Below are 24067 nucleotides of genomic sequence, written 5' to 3'. Positions count from 1 at the left end.
CTGGTTGGGTAAGATCTGCGCCCACTTTGACCGACGAGGTAAAGCATGCGTCGCCCCATGGTAGCTGGTAACTGGAAGATGCACGGTACCCGCGCTAGCGTCGCTGAGCTGACCGAAGGCTTGAGCAATCTCGCCTTGCCGAGCGGAGTGGAAGTCGCGGTATTTCCACCGGCCCTGTTCATCAATCAAGTGATCGATGGCCTGGCAGGTAAAGAAATTACTGTTGGCGCACAGAATTCAGCTGTACAACCCGAACAGGGTGCGCTGACCGGGGAAGTTGCTCCGGAACAGCTGGTCGAAGCAGGTTGCAAGTTGGTGTTGATTGGCCATTCGGAGCGTCGCCAGATCGTTGGTGAAACCGACGAAGTGCTTAATCGCAAGTTTGCAGCGGCCCAGGCCAAAGGTTTGAAGCCAGTGCTTTGCATCGGGGAAACCCTTGAAGAGCGCGAGGCTGGCAAAACGCTCGAAGTTGTCGGGCGTCAACTAAGCAGTATCATCGAAGCATTCGGTGTTAAGGCTTTTGCCAATGCAGTAATTGCCTATGAGCCTGTATGGGCCATTGGCACCGGCCTTACGGCCACGCCACAGCAGGCCCAGGATGTGCACGCCGCCATCCGCGGTCAGCTGGCGGCAGAAGATGCTGAAGTGGCTGCGAAGGTGCAGTTGCTCTACGGCGGCAGCGTGAAGGCGGCCAATGCGGCCGAACTGTTCGGCATGCCGGATATCGATGGGGGTCTCATTGGTGGGGCTTCCCTGAACGCAGACGAATTCGGTGCAATTTGTCGCGCCGCAGGAAACTGAACAAATGCTGGAAACAGTCATCGTTGTTTTTCATCTGTTGGCAGCGCTGTCGCTTGTAGTGCTGGTTCTGTTGCAACAGGGTAAAGGTGCCGAAGCAGGTGCATCTTTCGGCGCGGGTGCTTCAAACACCGTGTTCGGGAGCCAGGGCTCTGCAACGTTCCTGAGTAAATTAACTGCTATACTCGCTGCCACTTTCTTTTTGACAGCACTTGGGTTAGGATACTTCGCGAAGCAACAAGCTCACCAGCTTAGCCAAGCAGGTCTTCCAGATCCAGCAGTGCTAGAAGTGAAAGAGCCGCAGAAACCGGCAGTTAATGATGATGTACCGGTGCTCCAGCAACAGCAGAGCGAAACCACCAATAACACTGGTGATGTACCTCCTCCGGCGCAAGAGCAGAAGTAACGGGTTTCAAGTAGTAGTATTGCCGAGGTGGTGGAATTGGTAGACACGCAACCTTGAGGTGGTTGTGCCCATAGGGTGTAGGGGTTCGAGTCCCCTTCTCGGTACCAATTGAAGCTTGAGAGCCCGCTTTAGCGGGCTTTCTTGCAGGTGAAAGTTCGGATTTGACCCTCAAGCGGGTTCGGTCTTATACTTTTGCCCCAGCTTTGTCGCGGGGTGGAGCAGCTTGGTAGCTCGTCGGGCTCATAACCCGAAGGTCGTTGGTTCAAATCCAGCCCCCGCAACCAGCTTCAGCGGAGCCCCTTTTCAGGGGCTTTTTGCTAACCGCACAGTTTTCGGCGTCGTTGTCCAACGGCGCTTTCAGGGATGGGCGCTTCGCCCATTTTTTATTTGCACAGCATGCACGAGGGGGTTCAGGTGTCGAGCAAGCTAGAACAGTTGCAGGCCTTGTTGGCCCCGGTTGTCGAGGGTCTGGGCTATCAGTGCTGGGGGATCGAGTACGTTTCCCAAGGTAAGCATTCGGTACTGCGTATCTACATCGACAAGGAAGGCGGCATCCTGGTGGACGACTGCGAAGCGGTCAGCCGTCAGGCCAGCGCGATCCTCGATGTGGAAGATCCGATCAGCAGTGAATACACCCTCGAGGTGTCTTCTCCAGGCATGGATCGCCCACTGTTCACTCTGGAACAGTTTGCCTCGCATGCCGGCGAACAAGTGAAGATCAAGCTGCGCTCACCCTTCGAGGGTCGTCGTAACTTCCAGGGCCTTCTCCGCGGTGTGGAGGAGCAGGATGTGGTGGTCCAGGTGGACAACCAGGAGTTCCTGTTGCCGATCGACTCGATCGACAAGGCCAATATTATTCCCAGTTTTGACTGAGACGTGCCGGGCCCGGCGGACTATCCGGGCCCAATGGCTTGCGCAAGGCGAGGCGTACGATGAGCAAAGAAGTACTGCTGGTTGTTGAATCGGTATCCAACGAAAAAGGTGTACCGCCCGGCGTCATTTTCGAAGCGCTGGAAGTGGCCCTGGCCACTGCAACCAAAAAACGTTTTGAAGACGAAGTCGACTTGCGTGTGGAAATCAACCGCCACACCGGTAGCTACGAGACTTTCCGTCGCTGGACTGTAGTCGATGAGAACGACCTGGACGATCCAGCGATCGAGACCTGGCTGGACAAGATCAAGGACACCCATCCGGACGCCAAGATCGGTGACGTGATCGAAGAGAAGATCGAGTCCATCGAGTTCGGTCGTATCGCCGCCCAGACCGCCAAGCAGGTCATCGTGCAGAAGGTCCGCGAGGCCGAGCGTGCCCAGGTGGTCGATGCTTACCGCGAGCGCGTCGGCGAGATCATCTCCGGTACCGTGAAAAAGGTTACCCGCGACAACGTCATCGTTGACCTGGGCAACAACGCCGAGGCCTTGCTGGCCCGCGAGGACATCATTGCGCGTGAGACTTTCCGTGTTGGCGTGCGCCTGCGTGCGCTGCTCAAGGAAATTCGCACCGAAAACCGTGGCCCCCAGCTGATCCTGTCGCGCACCGCGCCACAGATGCTGATCGAGCTTTTCCGCATTGAAGTGCCGGAAATTGCCGAAGGCCTCATCGAAGTCATGGCTGCTTCCCGTGATCCGGGTTCGCGAGCCAAGATCGCCGTCCGCTCCAAGGACAAGCGCATCGACCCGCAAGGCGCCTGTATCGGCATGCGTGGTTCGCGCGTCCAGGCCGTATCCGGGGAGTTGGGTGGTGAGCGTGTGGATATCGTCCTGTGGGACGATAACCCGGCGCAGTTCGTTATCAACGCCATGTCGCCGGCTGAAGTCGCGGCGATCATCGTTGATGAAGATGCCCATGCCATGGACATCGCCGTCGCCGAGGACAACCTGGCCCAGGCCATTGGTCGTGGCGGTCAGAACGTTCGCCTGGCCAGTCAGCTGACCGGCTGGACCCTGAACGTGATGACCGAGAAGGACATCCAGGCCAAGCAGCAGGCCGAAACCGGTGACATCCTGCGCAATTTCATCGATGAACTGGAAGTCGACGAGGAGCTGGCCCAAGTGCTGGTCGACGAAGGCTTCACCAGCCTCGAAGAAATTGCCTACGTACCGTTGGAAGAAATGCTCAACATCGATGGCTTTGACGAAGATATCGTCAATGAGCTCCGCGCTCGAGCCAAGGACCGTTTGTTGACCAAGGCCATCGCTACCGAAGAAAAACTGGCAGACGCCCATCCGGCTGACGACCTGCTCTCCCTCGAGGGCATGGACAAGGACCTGGCGGCGGAACTGGCGGTGCGCGGCGTGGTTAACCGCGAAGACCTGGCCGAGCAGTCGATCGACGATCTGCTCGACATCGACGGCATCGACGAAGAGCGTGCCGGCAAGTTGATCATGGCCGCCCGAGCCCACTGGTTCGAGTAATTAGGCGCGGCCTGAGGAGAGAAGTGCATGACGCAAGTCACGGTGAAAGAACTGGCCCAAGAGGTCGAGGCACCGGTAGAGCGCCTGCTGCAGCAGATGCGTGAGGCAGGTCTGCCGCACACCGACGCCGGTCAGGTAGTGACCGACAATGAGAAGCAGACCCTGCTGACTCATTTGAAGAGCAGCCACAAGAGCAAGGCGGAAGAGCCGCGCAAGATTACCTTGCAGCGCAAAACCACCAGCACCCTGCGTGTCGCCGGTAGCAAGAGCATCAGCGTAGAAGTACGCAAGAAGAAAGTATTCGTGCAGCGCAGCCCGGAAGAGATCCAGGCCGAGCAGAAGCGTGAGCTGGAAGAGCGCCGTGCGGCTGAAAATGCCGCTCGCGAGAAGGTCGAGGCCGAAGTTCGCCAGCGCAACGAAGAGCAGGCTCGCCGTCAGGCGGCAGAAGCCCCTGCTGCTGCCCCAGCGCCTGCCGCCAAGCCAGCGCCAGCTCCGGCTGCTGCTCCGGCCCCGGTAGTCGCTGACGCACCTGCGTCGGAAGACGCTGCCGCGCGTGCCGCCGAGCGCAAGAAGGACGAGACCCGTCGCAACGAAAGCCGTACTCGCGATGACGACCGTCGTCGTGGCGAGGCTCCGCGTGTGTCGATCAAGGTCAAGGTCAAGGAGAAGGAAAAGGCGCCGACTCCACGTGCCGCTCCGCGTACCACCGACGAAGAGAGCGATGGCGCTCGTCGTGGTCGTGGTGGCAAGAGCAAGCTGAAGAAGCGTAACCAGCACGGCTTCCAGAACCCGACTGGCCCGGTCATTCGTGACGTGACCATCGGCGAGACCATCACCGTCTCGGAACTGGCCCAGCAGATGTCGGTCAAGGCCGCTGAAGTGGTCAAGTTCATGTTCAAGATGGGCACTCCGGTCACCATCAACCAGGTGCTCGACCAGGAAACCGCTCAGCTGATCGCTGAAGAGCTGGGCCACAAGGTCACCCTGGTCAGCGACACTGCCCTGGAAGACTCCCTGGCCGAATCGCTGAAGTTCGAAGGCCAGGCCGAGTCGCGTGCGCCGGTCGTTACCGTCATGGGTCACGTTGACCACGGTAAGACCTCGCTGCTCGACTACATCCGTCGTGCCAAGGTTGCCGCTGGCGAAGCCGGTGGTATTACCCAGCACATCGGTGCCTACCACGTGGAAACCGACCGCGGCATGGTCACCTTCCTCGATACCCCGGGCCACGCAGCGTTCACTCAGATGCGCGCCCGTGGTGCCAAGGCGACCGACATCGTCATCCTGGTGGTGGCGGCGGACGACGGCGTGATGCCGCAAACCCGCGAAGCCGTTCAGCATGCCAAGGCAGCTGGCGTTCCGCTGGTGGTTGCAGTGAACAAGATCGACAAGCCAGGTGCTGACCTCGATCGTATCCGTAACGAGCTGGCCGTCGAAGGCGTTACCTCCGAGGATTGGGGTGGTGACACGCCGTTCGTCAAGGTTTCGGCGAAGATGGGTACCGGTGTCGACGAACTGCTCGAAGCCGTCCTGCTGCAGGCCGAGATCCTCGAACTGACCGCAACCCCGACCGCTCCAGGTCGTGGCGTGGTCGTCGAATCGCGCCTGGACAAGGGCCGCGGCCCGGTGGCGACCATCCTGGTTCAGGACGGTACCCTGCGTCAGGGCGACATGGTCCTGTGCGGTTCCAACTATGGCCGCGTGCGTGCCATGCTCGACGAGAACGGCAAGCCTGTGAAGGAAGCCGGCCCGTCGATCCCGGTCGAAATCCTCGGCCTGGACGGTACCCCGGAAGCCGGTGACGAGCTGTCCGTGGTTGCCGACGAGAAGAAGGCCCGCGAAGTTGCCCTGTTCCGCCAAGGCAAGTACCGCGAGGTCAAGCTGGCCCGTGCTCATGCCGGCAAGCTGGAAAACATCTTCGAGACCATGGGTCAGGAAGAGAAGAAAACCCTCAACATCGTTCTCAAGACCGATGTGCGTGGTTCTCTGGAAGCACTGCAGGGTTCGCTTGGCGGCCTGGGCAACGACGAAGTGCAGGTACGCGTGATTGGCGGTGGCGTCGGTGGTATCACCGAGAGCGATGCCAACCTGGCACTGGCTTCGAACGCAGTACTGTTCGGCTTCAACGTACGTGCCGATGCCGGTGCGCGCAAGATCGTCGAGCAGGAAGGTCTGGATATGCGTTACTACAACGTGATCTACGACATCATCGAAGACGTCAAGAAGGCCCTGACCGGCATGCTCGGCAGCGATGTTCGCGAGAACATCCTGGGTGTCGCCGAAGTGCGTGACGTGTTCCGTTCGCCGAAGTTCGGCGCCATCGCTGGCTGTATGGTCATCGAGGGTACCGTGTACCGCAACCGTCCGATCCGCGTACTGCGCGACGACGTTGTGATCTTCGAAGGCGAGCTGGAATCGCTGCGTCGCTTCAAGGACGATGCCTCCGAAGTCCGTTCGGGCATGGAGTGCGGTATTGGCGTCAAGAGCTACAACGACGTCAAGGTCGGCGACAAGATCGAAGTCTTCGAGAAAGTCCAGGTGGCTCGTACCCTTTAAGGGCGAGCGAGCCGCAAGCCCCCGCTACAGGGCGGTTTGCGGCACCTCTTCAGGTAGCGCCCGGTCAGGCATTCGTCTGACCGGGCGTTTGCCGCTTTAAGTTACAGGTAGCAAGAATGGCCAAAGAATATAGCCGTACCCAACGTATTGGCGATCAGATGCAGCGCGAGCTGGCCGAGCTGATCCGTCGCGAAGTCAAGGACCCGCGTGTCGGCCTGGTGACCATCACCGCCGTCGACGTCAGCCGTGACCTGGGCCATGCCAAGGTGTTCATCACCGTCATGGGCGAGGAAACCCCGGACGCCGTGCAGCAGTCGCTCAAGGCACTGAACAGCGCTGCCAGCTTCCTGCGTTTGCACTTGGGGCGCTCGATGCAACTGCGCAGCGTGCCGCAACTGCACTTCCACTTCGATGAAAGTGTCAGCCGCGGTGTGCACCTGTCGGCGCTGATCGAGCGTGCAGTGGCCGAAGACCGCCTGCACAAGGAAGCCGACGAGCCGGACACCAAGGAGTAAGCGGTGGCCCAGGTCAAACGTATCCGCCGCAACGTCAGCGGCATCATCCTGCTCGACAAGCCGCTGGGCTTCACCTCCAACGCCGCCCTGCAAAAGGTGCGCTGGCTGCTCAACGCGGAAAAGGCCGGCCACACCGGTAGCCTCGACCCGTTGGCAACCGGTGTGCTGCCATTGTGCTTTGGCGAAGCGACCAAGTTTTCGCAGTACCTGCTCGATTCCGACAAGGGCTACGAAACCGTCATGCAGATGGGGCAGACTACCAACACCGGCGACGCCGAAGGCGAGGTGCTGCAGACCCGCGAGGTGACCGTTGGTCGTGCCGATATCGAGGCGCTGCTGCCACGTTTTCGTGGCCAGATCAGCCAGATACCGCCGATGTACTCGGCGCTCAAGCGTGACGGCCAGCCGCTGTACAAGCTGGCACGTGCAGGAGAGGTAGTGGAGCGCGAGGCGCGTTCTGTTATCATTGGCCGCTTGGAGTTGCTCGAGTGTGAAGGCACCCGTGCACGGTTGAGCGTAGGCTGCAGCAAAGGCACCTATATCCGCACCCTGGTGGAGGATATCGGTGAGGCCCTTGGTTGCGGCGCCTATGTCGCCGAGCTGCGCAGGACCCAGGCCGGGCCCTTCGCGCTGGCACAGACGGTCACCCTCGAGGAACTCGAACAAGCCCACGCCGAAGGCGGCAACGAAGCGCTCGATCGCTTCCTGATGCCATCGGACAGCGGCCTGCAGGACTGGCCCCTGGTGTGCCTGTCCGAGCACAGCGCGTTCTACTGGCTGCATGGGCAGGCGGTACGCGCACCGGACGCGCCACAATTTGGCATGGTCCGGGTACAAGATCACAATGCGCGCTTCATCGGTATCGGTGAGGTGAGCGAAGACGGGCGCATTGCGCCGCGTCGGCTGATTCGGTCGGAATGACCGAAACCGCGGGGTAAGGCCGTTGCCGAACCCCACGGCATCAAGGGTGGCTGTCAGTAGGCACGGTCACACCTTTTTTATTAATACAGGGATTTGTCCCTGGCCTATTGGACCCCGCGTGCGGGATCCGTTATCAGGAGAAGCCAAATGGCCCTCAGCGTTGAAGAAAAAGCTCAGATCGTTGCCGAATACCAGCAAGCCGCCGGCGATACCGGTAGCCCGGAAGTGCAGGTTGCTCTGCTGACCGCCAACATCAACAAGCTGCAAGGCCACTTCAAGGCCAACGACAAAGACCACCACTCCCGTCGTGGTCTGATCCGTATGGTCAACCAGCGTCGTAAGCTGCTGGACTACCTGAAGGGCAAAGACACCACTCGTTACAGCGCCCTGATCGGTCGCCTGGGTCTGCGTCGCTAATAGCGGCCTGGCCAGTGGTGTGCATGGCGTGTCGCAGGCTTCGGCAGGGCTGTTTTACAGCGCTGCCGTTGGACACGCCACGCGTATCTCCGAGGTTGGCAGCCTGGCAATGCTGAGCGGTTTTTCCGCTTGGCGCCAGGCTCCCAGCCTCGTGTTGTATCTGGACGGTCAATGGGGCCGACTCCCCGTTCTGCCCAAGAATTCGCAAGAAACCAGTTCCCCCAAGAGCCACTGAAAAAGGTAGGAAACCGTGAACCCGGTAATCAAGACTTTCCAGTTCGGTCAATCGACCGTTACTCTCGAAACGGGCCGTATTGCCCGTCAGGCAACCGGCGCCGTGCTGGTTACCGTCGACAACGACGTCACCGTGCTGGTGACCGTGGTCGGCGCCAAGCAGGCTGATCCAGGCAAGGGTTTCTTCCCGCTGTCGGTTCACTACCAGGAAAAGACCTATGCCGCCGGCAAGATCCCAGGTGGCTTCTTCAAGCGTGAAGGCCGTCCTTCCGAGAAAGAGACCCTGACCTCGCGCCTGATCGACCGCCCGATCCGTCCGCTGTTCCCGGAAGGCTTCATGAACGAAGTGCAGGTCGTCTGCACCGTGGTTTCCACCAGCAAGAAGACCGACCCGGACATCGCTGCGATGATCGGTACCTCGGCCGCCCTGGCCATTTCCGGCATTCCGTTCGAAGGCCCGATCGGCGCTGCCCGCGTTGCCTTCCACGAAAGCACCGGCTACCTGCTGAACCCGACCTACGAGCAACTGGCTGCCTCGAGCCTGGACATGGTCGTTGCCGGTACCTCCGACGCCGTACTGATGGTTGAGTCGGAAGCTCAAGAGCTGACCGAAGACCAGATGCTGGGTGCGGTGCTGTTCGCCCATGACGAATTCCAGGCTGTTATCCAGGCTGTCAAAGAGCTGGCTGCCGAAGCTGGCAAGCCGACCTGGGACTGGAAGCCAGCCGTTGCCAACACCGAGTTGTTCAACGCTATCCGCGCCGAGTTCGGCGAAGCTGTTTCGCAGGGCTACACCATCACCGTCAAGGCCGACCGCTATGCGCGCCTTGGTGAACTGCGCGACCAGGCGATCGCCAAGTTCTCCGGTGAAGAAGGCCAGCCTTCGGCTGCGGAAGTAAAAGACATCTTCGGCGAAATCGAATACCGCACCGTTCGCGAAAACATCGTCAACGGCAAGCCACGTATCGACGGCCGCGACACCAAGACCGTTCGTCCGCTGAACATCGAGGTGGGCGTTCTGCCGAAGACTCACGGTTCGGCACTGTTCACCCGTGGCGAAACCCAGGCCCTGGTCGTTGCGACCCTGGGTACTGCCCGTGACGCCCAGCTGCTGGATACCCTCGAAGGCGAGAAGAAAGACCCCTTCATGCTGCACTACAACTTCCCGCCGTTCTCGGTGGGCGAGTGTGGCCGCATGGGCGGTGCTGGCCGTCGCGAAATCGGTCACGGCCGTCTGGCCCGTCGTTCGGTCCAGGCCATGCTGCCTGCCGCTGACGTGTTCCCGTACACCATCCGTGTGGTTTCGGAAATCACCGAATCCAACGGTTCCAGCTCCATGGCTTCGGTTTGTGGTGCTTCCTTGGCGCTGATGGACGCTGGTGTGCCGATGAAGGCGCCGGTTGCCGGTATCGCCATGGGCCTGGTCAAGGAAGGCGACAAGTTCGCGGTCCTGACCGATATCCTGGGTGACGAAGACCACCTGGGCGACATGGACTTCAAGGTAGCCGGTACCGCCAAAGGCGTCACCGCGCTGCAGATGGACATCAAGATCAACGGCATCACCGAAGAGATCATGGAAATCGCCCTGGGCCAGGCCCTGGAAGCGCGCCTGAACATCCTCGGCCAGATGAACCAGGTCATTGGCCAGTCGCGTACCGAACTGTCGGCCAACGCCCCGACCATGATCGCGATGAAGATCGACACCGACAAGATCCGTGACGTCATCGGTAAAGGCGGCGCCACCATCCGCGCCATCTGCGAAGAGACCAAGGCTTCGATCGACATCGAAGACGACGGCTCGATCAAGATCTTCGGCGAAACCAAGGAAGCGGCAGATGCTGCCAAGCAGCGCATCCTGGGCATCACTGCCGAGGCCGAGATCGGCAAGATCTACGTCGGCAAGGTCGAGCGCATCGTCGACTTCGGCGCCTTCGTCAACATCCTGCCTGGCAAGGACGGCCTGGTGCACATCTCCATGCTGAGCGATGCTCGCGTCGAGAAAGTCACCGACATCCTGAAAGAAGGCCAGGAAGTCGAAGTGCTGGTACTGGACGTGGATAACCGCGGCCGTATCAAGCTGTCGATCAAGGACGTTGCCGCGGCCAAGGCCTCGGGCGTCTAAGCGACTGCCACGCAACAAGAAAAGGGTTCTTCGGAACCCTTTTTTTGTGGGCGACGGGAACTGTTTGCGGACTTGCATCTTGCATGCAGGTTTACCGCATGGATTGCAAAATGCACGACTTCGAGAATAGCGGTTTATTTATAACTGTTTGATTTAAAAGGAAATAAATGGGGCAGAAAAGCTGGCACAGCACATGCAACTACCTTCATACCTGCCGCCAGGACATACGGCGCAGACCTTTCGAAAAACAGGAGTGACTCACATGAAGAAGTTCGCCATTGCTGCCGCTACTGCTACCGCTCTGACCCTGACCATGGCTAACGCGGCATTTGCCCAGCAATCCACCCAGGCCCCGATGACGCTTGCGGCCGGTGAGGTGACCAAAACCAAGGAAGCGGCCTCCGATACCTGGATCACCACCAAGGTGAAGGCTGACCTGATGACCGAGAAAGGTGTGCCTGGCAGCGATATCAAGGTTGAAACCAACAAGGGTGTCGTGTCGCTGTCTTCTGACACGGCGGTAACCGATGCACAGAAAGAAATGGCAATTGCCATTGCCAAGAAGATCAAAGGCGTGCAGGCCGTATCGGCTGATGGCCTGAAATCCGAATAAGGGACGTCCCATCGGCCAAACGGACTTGGCCACCATTCAGAAAAGGGGCCGCTTTGCGGCCCTTCGCGGGCACGCCCGCTCCCACAGGGATCGCGCTGACCCTGTGGGAGCGGGCGTGCCCGCGAAGGGCTGCAAAGCAGCCCCTTTTCACTTAATACACCGGATTACGCGCAACCACATCACTCTCGAAGCATTTCTGTTCAACGATCAGCGGGTCCACCAGCGGCCGGCTGTCGCGAAAGTGGGCAGTCTGGGTATGCGCTTCATACGCCGCATCATCGCGGTAGATTTCGTACAGGTAGATCACCTCGGGGTCGACCCGGTCCTGCGACACATCGAACACCAGGCAGCCTGGTTCGGTGGCGACGGAGGCCGCGGCGTTGACCTTGATGGCAGTCAGAAAATCCTCCGCGCAACCGGGTTTCACGCGTGTCTTGATGAACAGGCTATACACATGGCTCTCCTTTTGTTTTAAATTCAATATTGAATTGTATACAAAAATGGAGTTTCGCTAATGTCCGAATTGCCTGCACGCCCTGGCCGCCTCAACGGCCTGCGCCATATTGCCTTGCTGGTGCCCAACCTGGAGGAGTGCGAACGTTTCTACGTCGATGTGCTGGGCATGGAAGTGCTGAACCGCGCCAACGAAGACCTGGTTTACCTCACCTGTGGCAACGACAACCTGTCGCTGGGGCGCGGGGCAGGGGCGGCCAATGGCCTGCAGACCTTGGACCATTACGGCTTCATCGTCGATAGCGTGGAGGAGCTGGAGGCCTGGTACCAGTACTTCAAGGCCCATGGCGTAACCTTGCTGGACCGGCCGTTCAACCACGGTGACGGCGCGCGCAGTTTCCATTTGCTGGACCCGGCGGGGAACAAGGTACAGCCGCTGTATCACCCGGCGGTGTCGGGGCAGCGGTTGGTTTGACGCCTGTCAGGACCTCTTCGCGGCTGAAGCCGCTCCCACAGGTATAGCGTGAGTCCAAAACCTGCACAGTACCTTGTAGGAGCGGGCTCGCCCGCGAAGAATCCAGCGCGGGGGATGGCACCGGCTTTGCCGGTGTTCGCGGGCATGCCCGCTCCCACAGGTACTGTGCAGGTTTTGGGCTCACGCTATCCCTGTGGGAGCGGGCGAGCCCGCGAAGAGGTCGGTCCTGTTAGCGGAGACTATTCGGCATCCAAGTGCATCGGCGTCACCACCCGCCCATCGCTTTCAGGCTGCCCCAGGCTGGTATCGATGAAGTACACCCGGTCATCCTCCAGCTTGCCCTTGTCCACCAGATAGTCCTTGATGCTGCTGGCCCGGTCCTGGCCCAGGGTGCGCAGCAGGGCGGTACTCTCGGCCCAGGACTTGATCACCGCCTCGCGCAGCTTGGCGGTGCGCTCGTCGCGGCCCAGTTGCTCCCATTCGGCAGGCGGTTGCTGCTTCAGGCGGGTGCGGTAGATGCCTTCGAGCATCGCCGGCTTGTCGCTGTCGTCGACCACCAGCATCGAGGCATTGGCCGGCACCTTGTCACCCCGGCGCTGCAGTATCTTGTACCAGGTGGCCTGGTATTCACGCTCCAGGCGCTGCTGGGCAATCAGCGGGCCATCGCTGGCCTGGGCGCTGGTGCCTTCGATTTCCAGGCGCAGTTCCGGGCGCTCTTTCAGGGCCGCCGCCAGCTTGTCCAGGGACGCCTGGGCATCGCCACTGAGCTCGCTGGAGCCCGGGGCGAAGGCCACGTTGCCCAGGTCTTCCGAGCCACCGCCAGCAACCAGCCCGCCAATGAACTTGAATGGCGCCTGCGCCGCGCGCAGCACCAGGTTGCGCAGGGTTTGCCAGACGATCGGCATGACGCTGAACTGCGGGTTGTTGAGGTCGCCGGACACCGGCAGCTCGATCGAGATCTTGCCCTCGGTATCCTTCAATAGTGCTACCGCCAGGCGGATCGGCAGGTCGACCGCGTCCGGGCTGTCGACCTTCTCGCCCAGCTGCAGTTGCTCCACCACCACCTTGTTCTCCGCCTTGAGCTGGCCCTTGGTGATCAGGTAGTGCAGGTCGAGGTTGAGCCGGCCCTTGCGAATGCGGAAGCCCGCGAACTTGCCGGAGTAGGGCGTCAAGGTGGTCAGCTCGACGCGCTTGAAGCTGGTGGCGATGTCCAGGCTGGCCAGCGGGTCGAACGGGTTGAGGGCGCCCTTGATGGTGACCGGGGCGTAGCGGTCGACCTTGCCCTTGACGTCGACCTTGGCCGGCACCGGCTTGCGGTTGTCGATGGTGCCGATCTGGCCGTTGAGCTGCTGGATGGCGGTGGCGAAGTGGGGGGTGAGGGACAGGTCGGCGAAGTTGGCCGAGCCGTCGTTGATGTCGATCTGGCCGATGTGGATACCCAGCGGCTTGTCGCTGCTGGCCGGCTTGGCCTGGCTGGCCGTCGGGGCGCTCGCCGGCTGCGGGATCAGCAGGTCATTGATGTTGGTGGTACGGTCTTCGTTGATGATGAAGCGCGCATAGGGCTGTCGCAGGGTCACCTTGTCGATCGACAGCGCATCGCCGTGCACGTAGGACAAACCGTCGACGTTGACCTGCTGCCATTTGACGAAGTCGCGGCTCTTGATGGTGTCCAGGGTGTGCAGCTGGCTCACCTGTGCCTTGCCAGTGACGCTGAAGGCCAGCGGTGCGGTGTTCTTCAGGTCCACCTTCAGGTCGCTGGCGAGCATGCCGCTGCGCAGCTCCAGGAGGATGAACGGGCTGATATAGGCTTGCGCCACACGCAGGTCGATGTCGCGGATGCTCACGTCCAGCTTGGCCCATATGGGCGCCAGGTTGACCTGCCCGGCCGCCTGCAGCTTGCCTTGCTTGCCCACGCCGGTATCGAGCTTGATGGTGAAGGGCGACTGGTTGAGGCTGTCGAAACCTTGCAGGTCGGCGTTGAGCGGGCCGATATCCAGGGCTACCGGCTCCTTCTGGCTGCGGTCTGCCAGATGCACCAGATAGTTACGCAGCTGGACGTCCTTGAGCAGCACTTGCCACGGCTTGTTCGGCGCTTTGGCGGCTTGTTCTTCGGGCGTGGGCTCGGCGGCGGCTGGCTTGGCCTTTTCCTGCGGCGTGGCTTTGGCGGGCTGGCTGGCAAACAGCTTCTGCCAGTCGAGCTGGCCGTCCTTTTCCAGTGCAGCCCAGGTTTCCAGCTTTTCGCTGCGGATCTTGCCCACGGTGACCAACTGCTTGACCAGGTCGACGGATGTCTCGCTCACCTCCAGGCTGGCCAGGCGCGCCAACGGACGGCCATCCGGTGCCTTGATGGCGAACGGCGCGATGCGGACCGAAGCGTTGTCCAGCAGCAGCTCGGTTTGTTTGGCGAGGTTGAGCTTATAGTGGGTGTCGAGGTTGAACACGCCGTCTTCCAGCACCAGTGGCACGGCATCGCGTACATAGGGCCAGAACAGCTTCATCTTGCCGTCGGTGACCTTCAGCGTGCCCTCGGAGGCGATCGGCGACAGGCTCAGGGTGCCTTTCCAGTCGATGCGCCCGCCGTTCGGGCCCAGGGCCACCAGGGTCATGTCGGCATTGTCGTTGGGCAAGGTGCTGAGGTTGTTCAGCTCCAGGTTCATGTTGTCGTAGAGGAACTCGATCGGCTCGCTCGGGCGTTGGTCCTGGAAGTGCAGGTAGCCGTCGCTGAGCTTGATGCTGCCGATACGCAGCGGGAACGGGTCGCTGGGCGGCTCATCAGGCTTGGTTTCGCTGGCGGGCAGCTTGAACAGGCGAGTCAGGTTGAGCGTACCGTCCTTGGCGAACAGCACTTCGTTGCGTGGCTTGTCGAGCTCCACCGCGTCCAGGTGCAGGGCACGCGTCCACAGGCTGTCGAGCGAGAGGTTGGCGTACAAGCGGTCGAAGCCGACCTGCTCCTTGCCGGGTTCGCCAATCTGTAGGCCCCAGAGCGTCAACTCCAGGCTGAAGGGGTTTAGCTCGACCCGTTCGAGATGCGCCGGCACGGTCGCGTACTGGGCCAACTGCTGGTTGGCGATGCGCAGCGCGACACCGGGGAGAATGAAAAAGCCGAGAAGGCTGTACAGCGCTACGAGAGCTAGCAGGGCGCCAACGGCGCGAGTCAATCCTTTGTACATGTGTCGCTTCGTCTGTCTAAGCAAGAGTGCTTGGAGTATGGCAGGTTAAATCAGTTCCGCTGGCGCGACCATTTCGCTCACTCGATGCCCATGCGGCGTTTGGCCCGGTGTGCCGAGCCGTCGCGCATGGCCCAGCGCAGTATCGGTGCGGTGCGTCGCAGGCCCAGGCGGATCATGCGCTGCTGCAGCGGGCCCTGCTGCAGGCCGAGCATGGCCTGGGCCCAATCAGGCAGCAGGTCGATGCCGGCGTACAGCATCAGCTTGCCCACCGGCTGTGCCAGGCGGCTGGGGGCCGGGGCGTCGAGCAGGATGTCGACTACCTGGTGGCTGCGGGCGTCGCATTGCAGGTGCGGGCGCATGCGCTGCAGGTAATCCTCGACCTGCAGGCACGAGCGCGGTACGTCACGGGCGCCCAGGCGCTCGGCGATCAGGGCGATTTCGTCGTAGTAGGCATCCTGTCCGGCGCGCGTCAGGTGCGGGTCACGGTAGCGAATATGGGCGGCGAGGAAGCTGCTGACTTCGGCAACATGAACCCAGGTCAGCAAATCCGGGTCGCTGGCCGCATAGGGGCGGCCGTCCGGTGCGGTGCCGGTGACTTGCAGGTGAATGGTGCGTACCTTGTCGATCAGCCATTCGGCATCGCGGCTGGCGCCGAAGGTGGTGCCAGAGATGAACTGGCTGGTGCGGCGCAGGCGGCCGAGCAGGTCTTCACGGAAGTTGGAGTGGTCCCACACGCCGGCCAGGGCCAGCGGATGCAGTAACTGCAGCATGAGCGCGCTGATGCCGCCCACCAGCATGCTCGGGAAGTCGCCGTGCACCCGCCAGCTGATGCTGTGCGGGCCGAACAGGCCGGGGTCGCCCTTGGGCGATTCCAGGTCGAGCTGGCCGAGGGCCAGCCCGGTTAGGCTCATGACCTGGGTTTCGATGCGGCGTCGAAGGGCTTCCATGGCGACCTGTGGCTCAGGGCGGCCACGAGCAGCGGCCGCCGGTTACTGGTTGAGGCGTTTGTCGATCAGACCCTGCACCACGCTGGGGTCGGCCAGGGTCGAGGTGTCGCCCAGGTTGTCCAGCTCGTTGCAGGCGATCTTGCGCAGTATACGCCGCATGATCTTGCCTGAGCGTGTCTTGGGCAATGCCGGGGCCCACTGGATCAGCTCGGGTTTGGCGAAGCTGCCGATTTCCTTGCTGACCAGGGCCAGCAGCTCGGCTTTGAGCGCACCGTCCGGGGTCACGCCATTCATGGGGGTGACGAAGGCGTACACGCCCTGGCCCTTGAGGTCGTGGGGGTAGCCGACCACGGCGGCCTCGGCGACGCTGTCATGCAGCACCAGCGCGCTTTCCACTTCGGCGGTGCCGATGCGGTGGCCGGAAACGTTGATCACATCGTCGATGCGCCCGGTGATCCAGTAGTCGCCATCGGCATCGCGGCGGGCACCGTCGCCGGTGAAGTAATAGCCGGGCATGGGCTTGAAGTAGGTGTCGACCATGCGCTGGTGGTCGCCATAGACGCTGCGGATCTGCCCGGGCCAGCTGGCCTTGATCACCAGCAGGCCGGCGCCGGGGCCTTCGATGAGTTTGCCTTTGTCATCCAGCAGCACCGGTTGCACGCCGAACATGGGTTGGGTGGCGCAACCGGGCTTGAGCGCCTGGGTGCCGGGCAGCGGGGTGATCATGATGCCGCCGGTTTCGGTCTGCCACCAGGTATCGACGATGGGGCAGCGCTTCTGGCCGACTTCCTCGAAGTACCATTCCCAGGCTTCCGGGTTGATCGGCTCGCCGACGCTGCCGAGCAGGCGCAGGCTTTGCCGCGAGGTGCCCTGCAGCGGCCCTGAGCCTTCGCGCATCAAGGCACGCAGGGCGGTCGGCGCGGTGTAGAAGATGTTCACCTGGTGCTTGTCCACCACCTGCCAGAAGCGCGAGGTGTCCGGGTAGTTGGGCACGCCTTCGAACATCAGCGAGATCGCGCCATTGGCCAGCGGGCCAAAGACGATATAGCTGTGGCCAGTAACCCAGCCCACATCAGCGGTGCACCAGAACACCTCGCCGTCGCGGTAGTCGAACACCACCTTGAAGGTGAGGGTGGCCTGCAGCAGATAGCCGCCAGTGGTGTGCAGCACGCCCTTGGGCTTGCCGGTGCTGCCGGAGGTGTAGAGGATGAACAGCGGGTCTTCGGCGCCCATCGGCTCGGGTGGGCAGTCGTCGCCGGCCTTTTCGGTCACCTCGTGGTACCACAGGTCGCGGCCTTCGGCCCAGGCGACATCGCCGCCGGTGCGGCGCACGACGAACACGCTGCTGACCGCGGGGCAGCTGGCCAGGGCTTTGTCGACGTTCAGTTTCAGTGGGATGCGCTTGCCACCGCGCACGCCTTCATCGGCGGTGATCACGGTGCGGCAGTCGGCATCGAGAATACGGTCGCGCAGGGCATCGGGCGAGAAGCCGCCGAACACTACCGAGTGGATAGCACCGATGCGCGTGCAGGCGAGCATGGCGAAGGCGGCTTCGGGGATCATTGGCATGTAGATGCACACTCGGTCGCCCTTCTTCACCCCGCGCGCTTTCAGGGCATTGGCCAGGCGGCAGACCTGGCGGTGCAGTTCGCGGTAGCTGATGGCCTTGGCGTCCTTGGGGTCGTCGCCTTCCCACAGCAGGGCAGTCTGTTCGCCGCGTTGGGCCAGGTGGCGGTCGATGCAGTTGGCGCTGACGTTGAGCTGGGCACCGTCGAACCAGCGGGCCTCGCCAGTCTTCAGGTCGCATTGCTGCACGCTTGACCAAGGCTTGATCCAGTCCAGGCGCTTGGCCTGTTCGGCCCAGAAGGTGTCGGGGTCGTCGACCGACTGGCGGTAGAGGCGGCGGTACTCGTCGGGGGTGAGAGCGGCGGACTGGCTGACGGCCAGGGCCTGGGGGTAGTTGCGGATATCGAACATGGCGGGTGGTCCTGCTCTTGTAAGGGGCGATGGACTGCTAACGGCTATTCGATAAGACAGTGTAGCTGGGGGAGGTGTTCAACCTGTACCGGCCTCTTCGCGGGCAAGCCCGCTCCTACAAGGGACCGCACAATCCTTGAAATTTGTGCGGTCCCTTGTAGGAGCGGGCTTGCCCGCGAAGAGGCAGGTACAGGTTTTGGATCACCCGCGATGACGGCCGCGGAAGTAGTTGATCAGGCCTTGGGTGGAGCCATCTTCGGCGCTGTCTTCCAGGCTGCCGACCAAACGCTGGTAAACGCCCTTGCCCAGCTCCTTGCCCAGTTCCACGCCCCACTGGTCGAAGGCGTTGATACCCCAGATCACGCTCTGCACGAACACCTTGTGCTCGTACATCGCTACCAGCGCGCCCAGCCGGCGTGGGCTGATGCGTTCGACCACCAGGGTGTTGCTCGGGCGGTTGCCCGGGATCACCTTGTGTGGGGCCAGCTTTTCGATGTCCGCTTCGTTCAGGCCTTTGCCGCGCAGCTCGGCTTCGGCTTCTTCACGGGTTTTGCCCAGCATCAGCGCCTGGCTCTGCGACAGGCAGTTGGCATACAGCCACTGGTGATGGTCGGCCACCGGGTTGAAGCTCACCACCGGGACGATGAAGTCGGCCGGAATCAGCTGGGTGCCCTGGTGCAGCAACTGGTGGTAGGCATGCTGGCCGTTGCAGCCGACGCCGCCCCAGATCACCGGGCCGGTATCGGTCTTCACCGGGGTACCGTCCTGCAGCACGCTCTTGCCGTTGGACTCCATGTCCAACTGCTGCAGGTGCTTGGTGATGTTGCGCAGGTAGTGGTCGTACGGCAGGATCGCGTGGCTGCTGGCACCCCAGAAGTTGCCGTACCACACGCCCAGCAGGGCCAGCAGCACGGGCATGTTCTTGTCGAACGGCGCGGTCTGGAAGTGCTGGTCCATGGTATAGGCACCGGACAGCAGCTCCTTGAAGTTGGCCGTGCCGATGGCCAGGGCGATCGGCAGGCCGATGGCCGACCATAGCGAGTAACGCCCGCCGACCCAGTCCCACATCGGGAAGATGTTCTCTTCGCGGATACCGAAGGCCACGGCGGCGGCCTTGTTGCTGGAGACGGCGATGAAGTGGCGGTACAGCTCGGCTTCCGAGCCGCCCTGGGCCAGGTACCAGGTCCGCGCGGCCATGGCGTTTTTCAGGGTCTCGAGGGTGTTGAACGACTTCGACGAGACGATGAACAGGGTGGTTTCGGCGCGCAGGTTGGCCGACAGCTCATGGAATTCACTGCCGTCGATGTTCGCCAGGTAGTGGCAGCGCACGCCGCGCTGGGCGTAGGGCAGCAGTGCCTCGGAGACCAGCTCGGGGCCGAGGAACGAGCCGCCGATGCCGATATTGACCACGTCGGTGATCGGCTTTTCGCTGTAGCCGCGCCACAGGCCATCGTGAATGCGGCCGACCAGTTCGGTGATCTGGTTGAGCACCTTGTGCACTTCCGGCATGACGTTCACGCCATTGACGCTGAGCTTGTCGCCCACCGGCCGGCGCAGGGCCGTGTGCAGCACCGGGCGGCCTTCGGAGGCGTTGATGATTTCGCCGTCGAACATCGACTTGATGGCGTCCTGCAGGCCCACTTCGTTGGCCAGGTTGACCAGCAGGTCGCGGCTTTGCTCGGTGATCAGGTTTTTCGAGTAGTCGAGGAACAGGCCGCAAGCGCTAAGGGAAAACTGGTCGAAGCGTTTGGCATCGGCGGCGAAGGCTTCGCGCATGCTGAAACTCTGCATGGCGTCGCGGTGTTGCTGAAGCGCCTGCCAGGCGGGCAGGGCCGTCACATCATGGGGTGTACGGTAATACGCCATTGCGCTGGGTTCCCTTAATGCGTGGTGGTGGCTTGGACATGGCAGTCATTGCCGGGTTCAGGCTGGCACCATTATAGGCAAAGGCCACTTGCAGGGAATGGGTATGGCGGGGGGAATTTGGGGGCGCTTTGCGCGCCAATCGCCGGCAAGCCAGCTCCCACAGGTACTGCACAGGGCTTGAGACTCATGCGGTCGAGGTGGGAGCTGGCTTGCCGGCGAATGGGCTGCAAGGCAGCCCCAGGCTGTTACGCGGTCTTCTCTTCCACATGCAGGTACAGGTTGTCGATCAACCGTGTGTTACCCAGGTACGCCGCGGCAATCACCACCAGGTCGCGGTCATCGATCATTGCCGGTCGCAGGGTAAGCGCATGGCGCACTTCCAGATAATCCGGACGCAAGCCAGCAGCGCTCAGTTGCGCCTGGCCTTCGCTGACCAGTGCGGCAAAATCACGCTGGCCATGGCCGATGGCTCCAGCGATGTGCTGCAGTGTGCGGTACAGCGCCGGCGCGGCAGCGCGCTGCTCAGGCGTGAGGTAGCCATTGCGCGAAGACAGCGCCAGGCCATCCTCGGCCCGCACGGTGGGTTCGCCGATGATCTGGATCGGCATGTTCAGGTCGCGCACCATGGCGCGGATTACCGCCAACTGCTGGAAATCCTTTTCGCCGAACACCGCAAGGTCGGGCTGGACCATGTTGAACAGTTTGCTGACCACAGTGGCCACGCCTTCGAAATGCCCAGGCCGGCTGGCGCCGCACAAGCCTTCGGAAAGCTGCGGCACGCTGACGCGGGTTTGCACGCTCATGCCATCGGGGTACATCTCTTCGACGGTGGGCGCGAACAGCAGGTTGCAGCCGGCCTGCAGCAGGCACTCCTGATCGGCGGCCAAGGTGCGCGGGTACTTGTCGAGGTCTTCGTTGGCGCCGAACTGCAGCGGGTTGACGAAAATGCTGGCCACCACGAAGTCGGCGCGCTGCGCGGCCTTGGTCACCAAGGCGGCGTGGCCGCTGTGCAGGTTGCCCATGGTCGGCACGAAGCCGATGCGCTTGCCTTCACTGCGGGCGCGGGCTACTGCGGCGCGCAATTCGCGGACGGTCTTGACTGTATTCATGCACTGAACCCGTGTTCGCTGCCTGGGAAGCTGACTTGCTTGACCGCCTCGACGTAAGCGACGAGGGCGCTGTGGATATCCGCCTGGCCTTGCATGAAGTTCTTCACGAACTTCGGCACCCGGCCACTCAACGACAGGCCGAGCATGTCGTGCAGGACCAGCACCTGGCCATCGGTGGCGCTGCCGGCACCGATGCCGATCACCGGGATGCCCACGGCACTGGTGATTTCCGCCGCCAGTTCGCTAGGCACGCATTCAAGCAGCAGCATGGCCGCACCGGCCTGCTCCAGGGCGATGGCATCGGCGCGCATCTGCCTGGCCTGGGCTTCCTGGCGGCCTTGTACCTTGTAGCCGCCCAGCACGTTGACGGTTTGCGGGGTCAGGCCCATGTGCGCGCACACCGGCACGCCACGCTCGGCCAGCAGGCGGATGGTCTCGGCCAGCCAGGCAGCGCCTTCGATCTTGATCATGTGGGCGCCGGCCTGCATCAGCGTGGCGCTGTTGGCAAAGGCTTGCTCCGGGGTAGCGTGCGCCATGAACGGTAGGTCGGCGAGGATCAGTGCGCCGTCGTTGCCGCGTTTGACGCAGGCGGTGTGGTAGGCCATATCCGCCGTGGTTACCGGCAAGGTGCTGTCGTGGCCTTGCAGGACCATTCCCAGCGAGTCGCCCACCAGCAACACTTCGACACCGGCCTGGCTGGCGGCCTTGGCGAAGGTCGCGTCGTAGCAGGTCAGCATGGTGATTTTTTCACCCTTGGCCTTGAGGCCATTGAGGGTGGTCAGGGTTACTTCAGGCATGTAGGAAATTCCTCGTTCAGGCGCTGTAAAAAACGACTGCAGTCAACGCGTGTAGTCATCTTCCGGAGCGGCACATCATCGCGTGTGATGTTCGGGCACAGGTCCGTCCGGGCCTAAATACGGGTATGCGGCACTTTGGTGCCACACGGGACGCCTATAGTCGTGAGCGAGGTGGGGGAAGTCAATCACCCTGTTACCGCATTGTTACGATCAGGGTGTTACTGGCGTTACCGTGCTGGCGTGAGGCTGGAACGACCGGCCTACAGGCGCTCCAGGCCGACGAACGGGCAGTCGTCAAGCAACTGCGCGAGGGCGCGGCCATCGGCCAGGCGGAAATCGCCCGGTACCAGTTCGGCCAGTGGGTACAGCACGAAAGGCCGGGCATGCATGTGGTAATGCGGCACTTTCAGGCGTGGCTCGTCGAGCACGTGGTCGCCGAATAGCAGGATGTCCAGGTCCAGCGTGCGCGGGCCCCAGCGCTCCTTGCGCACGCGGCCCTGGTCGTTCTCGATGGCCTGCAGCGCATCGAGCAGGGCCAGGGGCGGCAGGGCGGTGTCCAGCGCGGCGACGGCGTTGGTGTAACGCGGCTGGCCGGGCAACAGCGAGTCGCTGGTGTACAGGGCCGAGGCCGCCACCAGGCGCGTGCCTTCGACCTGGTCCAGCGCCTGCAAGGCGCTGCGCAGTTGCTCGGCAGGAGCGTCCAGGTTACTGCCCAGGCCGACGTAGGCGCGGGTGTTCACTCGAACGCCTCGTCGCCACTGCGCTTGCGTTTGCCGCCGCTGCGCTTGCGTTTGCGCGGGCCGGCGCCGGTGCCTTCGTCACGGCTGCCCAGCTCGCGGATCATCTCGCGGCGCTCGCTGTCGTTGGCATCCTGATAGTCGGTCCACCACTGGCCGAGGTCGTCGGTTTCTTCGCCGGCGCTCTCACGCAGTAGCAGGAAGTCGTAACCGGCGCGGAAGCGTGGGTTGTCCAGCAGCACGTCGGCACGCTTGCCGCTGCGCCGTGGCAGGCGCTCCTGCATGTCCCAGATCTCGCGGATCGGCAGGGTGAAACGCTTGGGAATGGCGATGCGTGCGCATTGCTCGGCGATCAGGTCGTGGGCCGCACCGTTCATGGCCGGGATCGGCGGCACGCCCTGGTTCTGCAGGTGCAGTACACGGGCCGGCAGGGCAGGCCAGAGCAGTGCAGCGAACAGGAACGCCGGGGTCACTGGTTTGCCCTGCTTCACGCGCAGGTCGGTGTTGTGCAACGCCTGGCTGATCAGCGTGTGGGTGTAGGTCGGGCGTTCGTCCAGGGCGTGCGAGCTGCCCGGGAACAGTGGCTCGAACAGCTGCAGGTCGACCAGCATCTCGAAGGCGATGGCACCCTGGCCAGAGAGGAACAGCTTGAGGCTCTCTTCGAACAGGCGCGCCGGCGGAATTTCGCGCAGCAGCGAGGCCAGCTGGCGAATCGGCTGGACCGTGTGCTTCTCGATGCCGAAGTCGAGCTTGGCGGCGAAGCGCACCGCACGCAGCATGCGCACCGGGTCTTCCTGGTAACGGTGGGTAGGGTCACCGATCAGGCGCAGCAGGCGGTTGCGAATATCGTGCACGCCATTGGCGTAATCGAGAATGCGCTCGCTGACCGGGTCGTAGTACAGGGCGTTGATGGTGAAGTCGCGGCGTTGCGCGTCTTCTTCCAGGGTGCCGTACACGTTGTCACGCAGGATGCGGCCACTGGCGTTATGCGACGAACGGTGGCTGTCGCCCTGGTCGTCTTCCGAGTGGTGGGCGCGGAAGGTGGCGACTTCGATGATCTCACGGCCGAAATGCACGTGGACCAGCTTGAAGCGGCGACCGATGATGCGCGCGTTGCGGAATTCGGCACGGACCTGTTCGGGGGTGGCGCTGGTGGCGACGTCGAAGTCTTTCGGCGTAATGCCCAGCATCAGGTCGCGGACGCAGCCACCGACCAGGTAAGCCTGGTAGCCGGCGCTTTGCAGGCGCTCCACGATGTTCACCGCATGGCGGCTGAACTGGTGGCGCTGCAGCGAGTGCTGGCTTTTGTTGATCACCTCAGGCGTGGTGCGCCTGTGGTGCTGGCCCGGTACGGGCGGGCGGAACGACTGGAACAGCTTCTTCAGCATGGGATGCACTGTTTGAAGGAATGTTCGGCCAAGAATAGGAGAATGGCCGCATGATGGGCGGGGATTCTAGCATTTACTCAAGGAATGGTGTAGGCGGGTAGCAGGATGCCTGCCGGAAGGGTAGAAACGACAAGGGGAGCCTAAGCTCCCCA

20 protein-coding genes and 2 tRNA genes are annotated in these 24067 nt (G+C 62.2%); 13 read left to right on the top strand and 9 right to left on the bottom strand.

Annotation, left to right across the window (positions count from 1 at the left end):
• The first annotated feature begins 45 nt into the window (after positions 1–45).
• From tpiA to TZ03_RS25885, 12 genes are all read left to right on the top strand, one after another.
• Complete coding sequence (tpiA, locus tag TZ03_RS25940) at positions 46–801, top strand: triose-phosphate isomerase (protein WP_051101217.1); 756 nt, start codon at positions 46–48, stop codon at positions 799–801.
• A gap of 4 nt (positions 802–805) precedes the next feature.
• Complete coding sequence (gene secG, locus TZ03_RS25935; protein WP_051101216.1) at positions 806–1204, top strand: preprotein translocase subunit SecG; 399 nt, start codon at positions 806–808, stop codon at positions 1202–1204.
• 21 nt (positions 1205–1225) lie between these two features.
• Positions 1226–1311: transfer RNA gene (locus TZ03_RS25930), tRNA-Leu, on the top strand.
• Positions 1312–1411: 100 nt separating this feature from the next.
• A tRNA-Met gene (locus tag TZ03_RS25925) sits at positions 1412–1488 on the top strand.
• Between the two features lie 130 nt (positions 1489–1618).
• Positions 1619–2077 (top strand): ribosome maturation factor RimP, encoded by a 459-nt coding sequence (rimP, locus tag TZ03_RS25920; RefSeq protein WP_003249960.1) that lies wholly within the window; start codon positions 1619–1621, stop codon positions 2075–2077.
• Between the two features lie 59 nt (positions 2078–2136).
• Positions 2137–3618, top strand: coding sequence for a transcription termination factor NusA (gene nusA / locus TZ03_RS25915; RefSeq protein ID WP_051101215.1), 1482 nt, complete (start codon positions 2137–2139; stop codon positions 3616–3618).
• Positions 3619–3645: 27 nt separating this feature from the next.
• On the top strand, positions 3646–6174 hold the full coding sequence (gene infB / locus TZ03_RS25910) for a translation initiation factor IF-2 (RefSeq protein ID WP_051101214.1): 2529 nt from the start codon (positions 3646–3648) through the stop codon (positions 6172–6174).
• Between the two features lie 116 nt (positions 6175–6290).
• Positions 6291–6689, top strand: a complete 399-nt coding sequence (rbfA, locus tag TZ03_RS25905; protein ID WP_051101213.1) for a 30S ribosome-binding factor RbfA — start codon at positions 6291–6293, stop codon at positions 6687–6689.
• Between the two features lie 3 nt (positions 6690–6692).
• On the top strand, positions 6693–7610 hold the full coding sequence (gene truB, locus TZ03_RS25900; RefSeq protein ID WP_051101212.1) for a tRNA pseudouridine(55) synthase TruB: 918 nt from the start codon (positions 6693–6695) through the stop codon (positions 7608–7610).
• 147 nt (positions 7611–7757) lie between these two features.
• On the top strand, positions 7758–8027 hold the full coding sequence (gene rpsO, locus TZ03_RS25895) for a 30S ribosomal protein S15 (RefSeq protein WP_003249971.1): 270 nt from the start codon (positions 7758–7760) through the stop codon (positions 8025–8027).
• A gap of 250 nt (positions 8028–8277) precedes the next feature.
• Positions 8278–10383, top strand: coding sequence for a polyribonucleotide nucleotidyltransferase (gene pnp / locus TZ03_RS25890; protein ID WP_051101211.1), 2106 nt, complete (start codon positions 8278–8280; stop codon positions 10381–10383).
• A 262-nt stretch (positions 10384–10645) separates the two neighbouring features.
• Positions 10646–10996 (top strand): BON domain-containing protein, encoded by a 351-nt coding sequence (locus TZ03_RS25885; RefSeq protein WP_051101210.1) that lies wholly within the window; start codon positions 10646–10648, stop codon positions 10994–10996.
• 151 nt (positions 10997–11147) lie between these two features.
• Here TZ03_RS25885 and TZ03_RS25880 read toward each other — a convergent pair whose 3' ends face one another.
• Positions 11148–11450, bottom strand: a complete 303-nt coding sequence (locus tag TZ03_RS25880) for a putative quinol monooxygenase (protein WP_051101209.1) — start codon at positions 11448–11450, stop codon at positions 11148–11150.
• 60 nt (positions 11451–11510) lie between these two features.
• On the opposite strand from TZ03_RS25880, the gene TZ03_RS25875 reads away from it, so the two are divergent.
• On the top strand, positions 11511–11924 hold the full coding sequence (locus tag TZ03_RS25875) for a VOC family protein (RefSeq protein WP_010955354.1): 414 nt from the start codon (positions 11511–11513) through the stop codon (positions 11922–11924).
• A gap of 239 nt (positions 11925–12163) precedes the next feature.
• On the opposite strand, the gene TZ03_RS25870 is transcribed toward TZ03_RS25875, so the two are convergent.
• The 8 genes from TZ03_RS25870 to TZ03_RS25835 all read right to left on the bottom strand — a co-directional run bounded on the left by TZ03_RS25870 (position 12164) and on the right by TZ03_RS25835 (position 23915).
• Positions 12164–15094, bottom strand: a complete 2931-nt coding sequence (locus TZ03_RS25870; protein WP_051101208.1) for a DUF748 domain-containing protein — start codon at positions 15092–15094, stop codon at positions 12164–12166.
• Positions 15095–15171: 77 nt separating this feature from the next.
• Positions 15172–16041: an oxygenase MpaB family protein gene (locus TZ03_RS25865; RefSeq protein ID WP_051101207.1), complete on the bottom strand. Its 870-nt coding sequence runs from the start codon at positions 16039–16041 to the stop codon at positions 15172–15174.
• A 42-nt stretch (positions 16042–16083) separates the two neighbouring features.
• Complete coding sequence (gene acs / locus TZ03_RS25860; RefSeq protein WP_051101206.1) at positions 16084–18018, bottom strand: acetate--CoA ligase; 1935 nt, start codon at positions 18016–18018, stop codon at positions 16084–16086.
• Positions 18019–18219: 201 nt separating this feature from the next.
• A complete protein-coding gene (gene pgi / locus TZ03_RS25855; protein ID WP_051101205.1) occupies positions 18220–19884 on the bottom strand; it encodes a glucose-6-phosphate isomerase in 1665 nt (554 codons plus the stop codon).
• A gap of 245 nt (positions 19885–20129) precedes the next feature.
• A complete protein-coding gene (gene panC, locus TZ03_RS25850; protein WP_051101204.1) occupies positions 20130–20993 on the bottom strand; it encodes a pantoate--beta-alanine ligase in 864 nt (287 codons plus the stop codon).
• Positions 20990–21790, bottom strand: coding sequence for a 3-methyl-2-oxobutanoate hydroxymethyltransferase (panB, locus tag TZ03_RS25845; RefSeq protein ID WP_051101203.1), 801 nt, complete (start codon positions 21788–21790; stop codon positions 20990–20992). Before panB ends, panC begins: the two co-directional genes overlap by 4 nt.
• Before the next feature lie 260 nt (positions 21791–22050).
• Positions 22051–22530 (bottom strand): 2-amino-4-hydroxy-6-hydroxymethyldihydropteridine diphosphokinase, encoded by a 480-nt coding sequence (gene folK / locus TZ03_RS25840; RefSeq protein ID WP_051101202.1) that lies wholly within the window; start codon positions 22528–22530, stop codon positions 22051–22053.
• Positions 22527–23915 (bottom strand): polynucleotide adenylyltransferase PcnB, encoded by a 1389-nt coding sequence (locus TZ03_RS25835; RefSeq protein ID WP_051101201.1) that lies wholly within the window; start codon positions 23913–23915, stop codon positions 22527–22529. Before TZ03_RS25835 ends, folK begins: the two co-directional genes overlap by 4 nt.
• Positions 23916–24067 lie beyond the last annotated feature (152 nt).

Source organism: Pseudomonas sp. 10-1B, from assembly GCF_000935045.1.
GTDB lineage: Bacteria > Pseudomonadota > Gammaproteobacteria > Pseudomonadales > Pseudomonadaceae > Aquipseudomonas.
This window is presented reverse-complemented; position numbering and strand designations above follow the sequence as displayed.

What these genes read in the sequence shown, in the direction of transcription:
- tpiA (WP_051101217.1), top strand. Translation starts at nt 46, where the DNA reads ATGCGTCGCCCCATGGTAGCTGGTAACTGGAAGATGCACGGTACCCGC.
- secG (WP_051101216.1), top strand. Translation starts at nt 806, where the DNA reads ATGCTGGAAACAGTCATCGTTGTTTTTCATCTGTTGGCAGCGCTGTCG.
- nusA (WP_051101215.1), top strand. Translation starts at nt 2,137, where the DNA reads ATGAGCAAAGAAGTACTGCTGGTTGTTGAATCGGTATCCAACGAAAAA.
- infB (WP_051101214.1), top strand. Translation starts at nt 3,646, where the DNA reads ATGACGCAAGTCACGGTGAAAGAACTGGCCCAAGAGGTCGAGGCACCG.
- rbfA (WP_051101213.1), top strand. Translation starts at nt 6,291, where the DNA reads ATGGCCAAAGAATATAGCCGTACCCAACGTATTGGCGATCAGATGCAG.
- rpsO (WP_003249971.1), top strand. Translation starts at nt 7,758, where the DNA reads ATGGCCCTCAGCGTTGAAGAAAAAGCTCAGATCGTTGCCGAATACCAG.
- TZ03_RS25885 (WP_051101210.1), top strand. Translation starts at nt 10,646, where the DNA reads ATGAAGAAGTTCGCCATTGCTGCCGCTACTGCTACCGCTCTGACCCTG.
- TZ03_RS25875 (WP_010955354.1), top strand. Translation starts at nt 11,511, where the DNA reads ATGTCCGAATTGCCTGCACGCCCTGGCCGCCTCAACGGCCTGCGCCAT.
- TZ03_RS25870 (WP_051101208.1), bottom strand. Translation starts at nt 15,094, where the DNA reads ATGTACAAAGGATTGACTCGCGCCGTTGGCGCCCTGCTAGCTCTCGTA.
- TZ03_RS25865 (WP_051101207.1), bottom strand. Translation starts at nt 16,041, where the DNA reads ATGGAAGCCCTTCGACGCCGCATCGAAACCCAGGTCATGAGCCTAACC.
- acs (WP_051101206.1), bottom strand. Translation starts at nt 18,018, where the DNA reads ATGTTCGATATCCGCAACTACCCCCAGGCCCTGGCCGTCAGCCAGTCC.
- pgi (WP_051101205.1), bottom strand. Translation starts at nt 19,884, where the DNA reads ATGGCGTATTACCGTACACCCCATGATGTGACGGCCCTGCCCGCCTGG.
- panC (WP_051101204.1), bottom strand. Translation starts at nt 20,993, where the DNA reads ATGAATACAGTCAAGACCGTCCGCGAATTGCGCGCCGCAGTAGCCCGC.
- panB (WP_051101203.1), bottom strand. Translation starts at nt 21,790, where the DNA reads ATGCCTGAAGTAACCCTGACCACCCTCAATGGCCTCAAGGCCAAGGGT.
- TZ03_RS25835 (WP_051101201.1), bottom strand. Translation starts at nt 23,915, where the DNA reads ATGCTGAAGAAGCTGTTCCAGTCGTTCCGCCCGCCCGTACCGGGCCAG.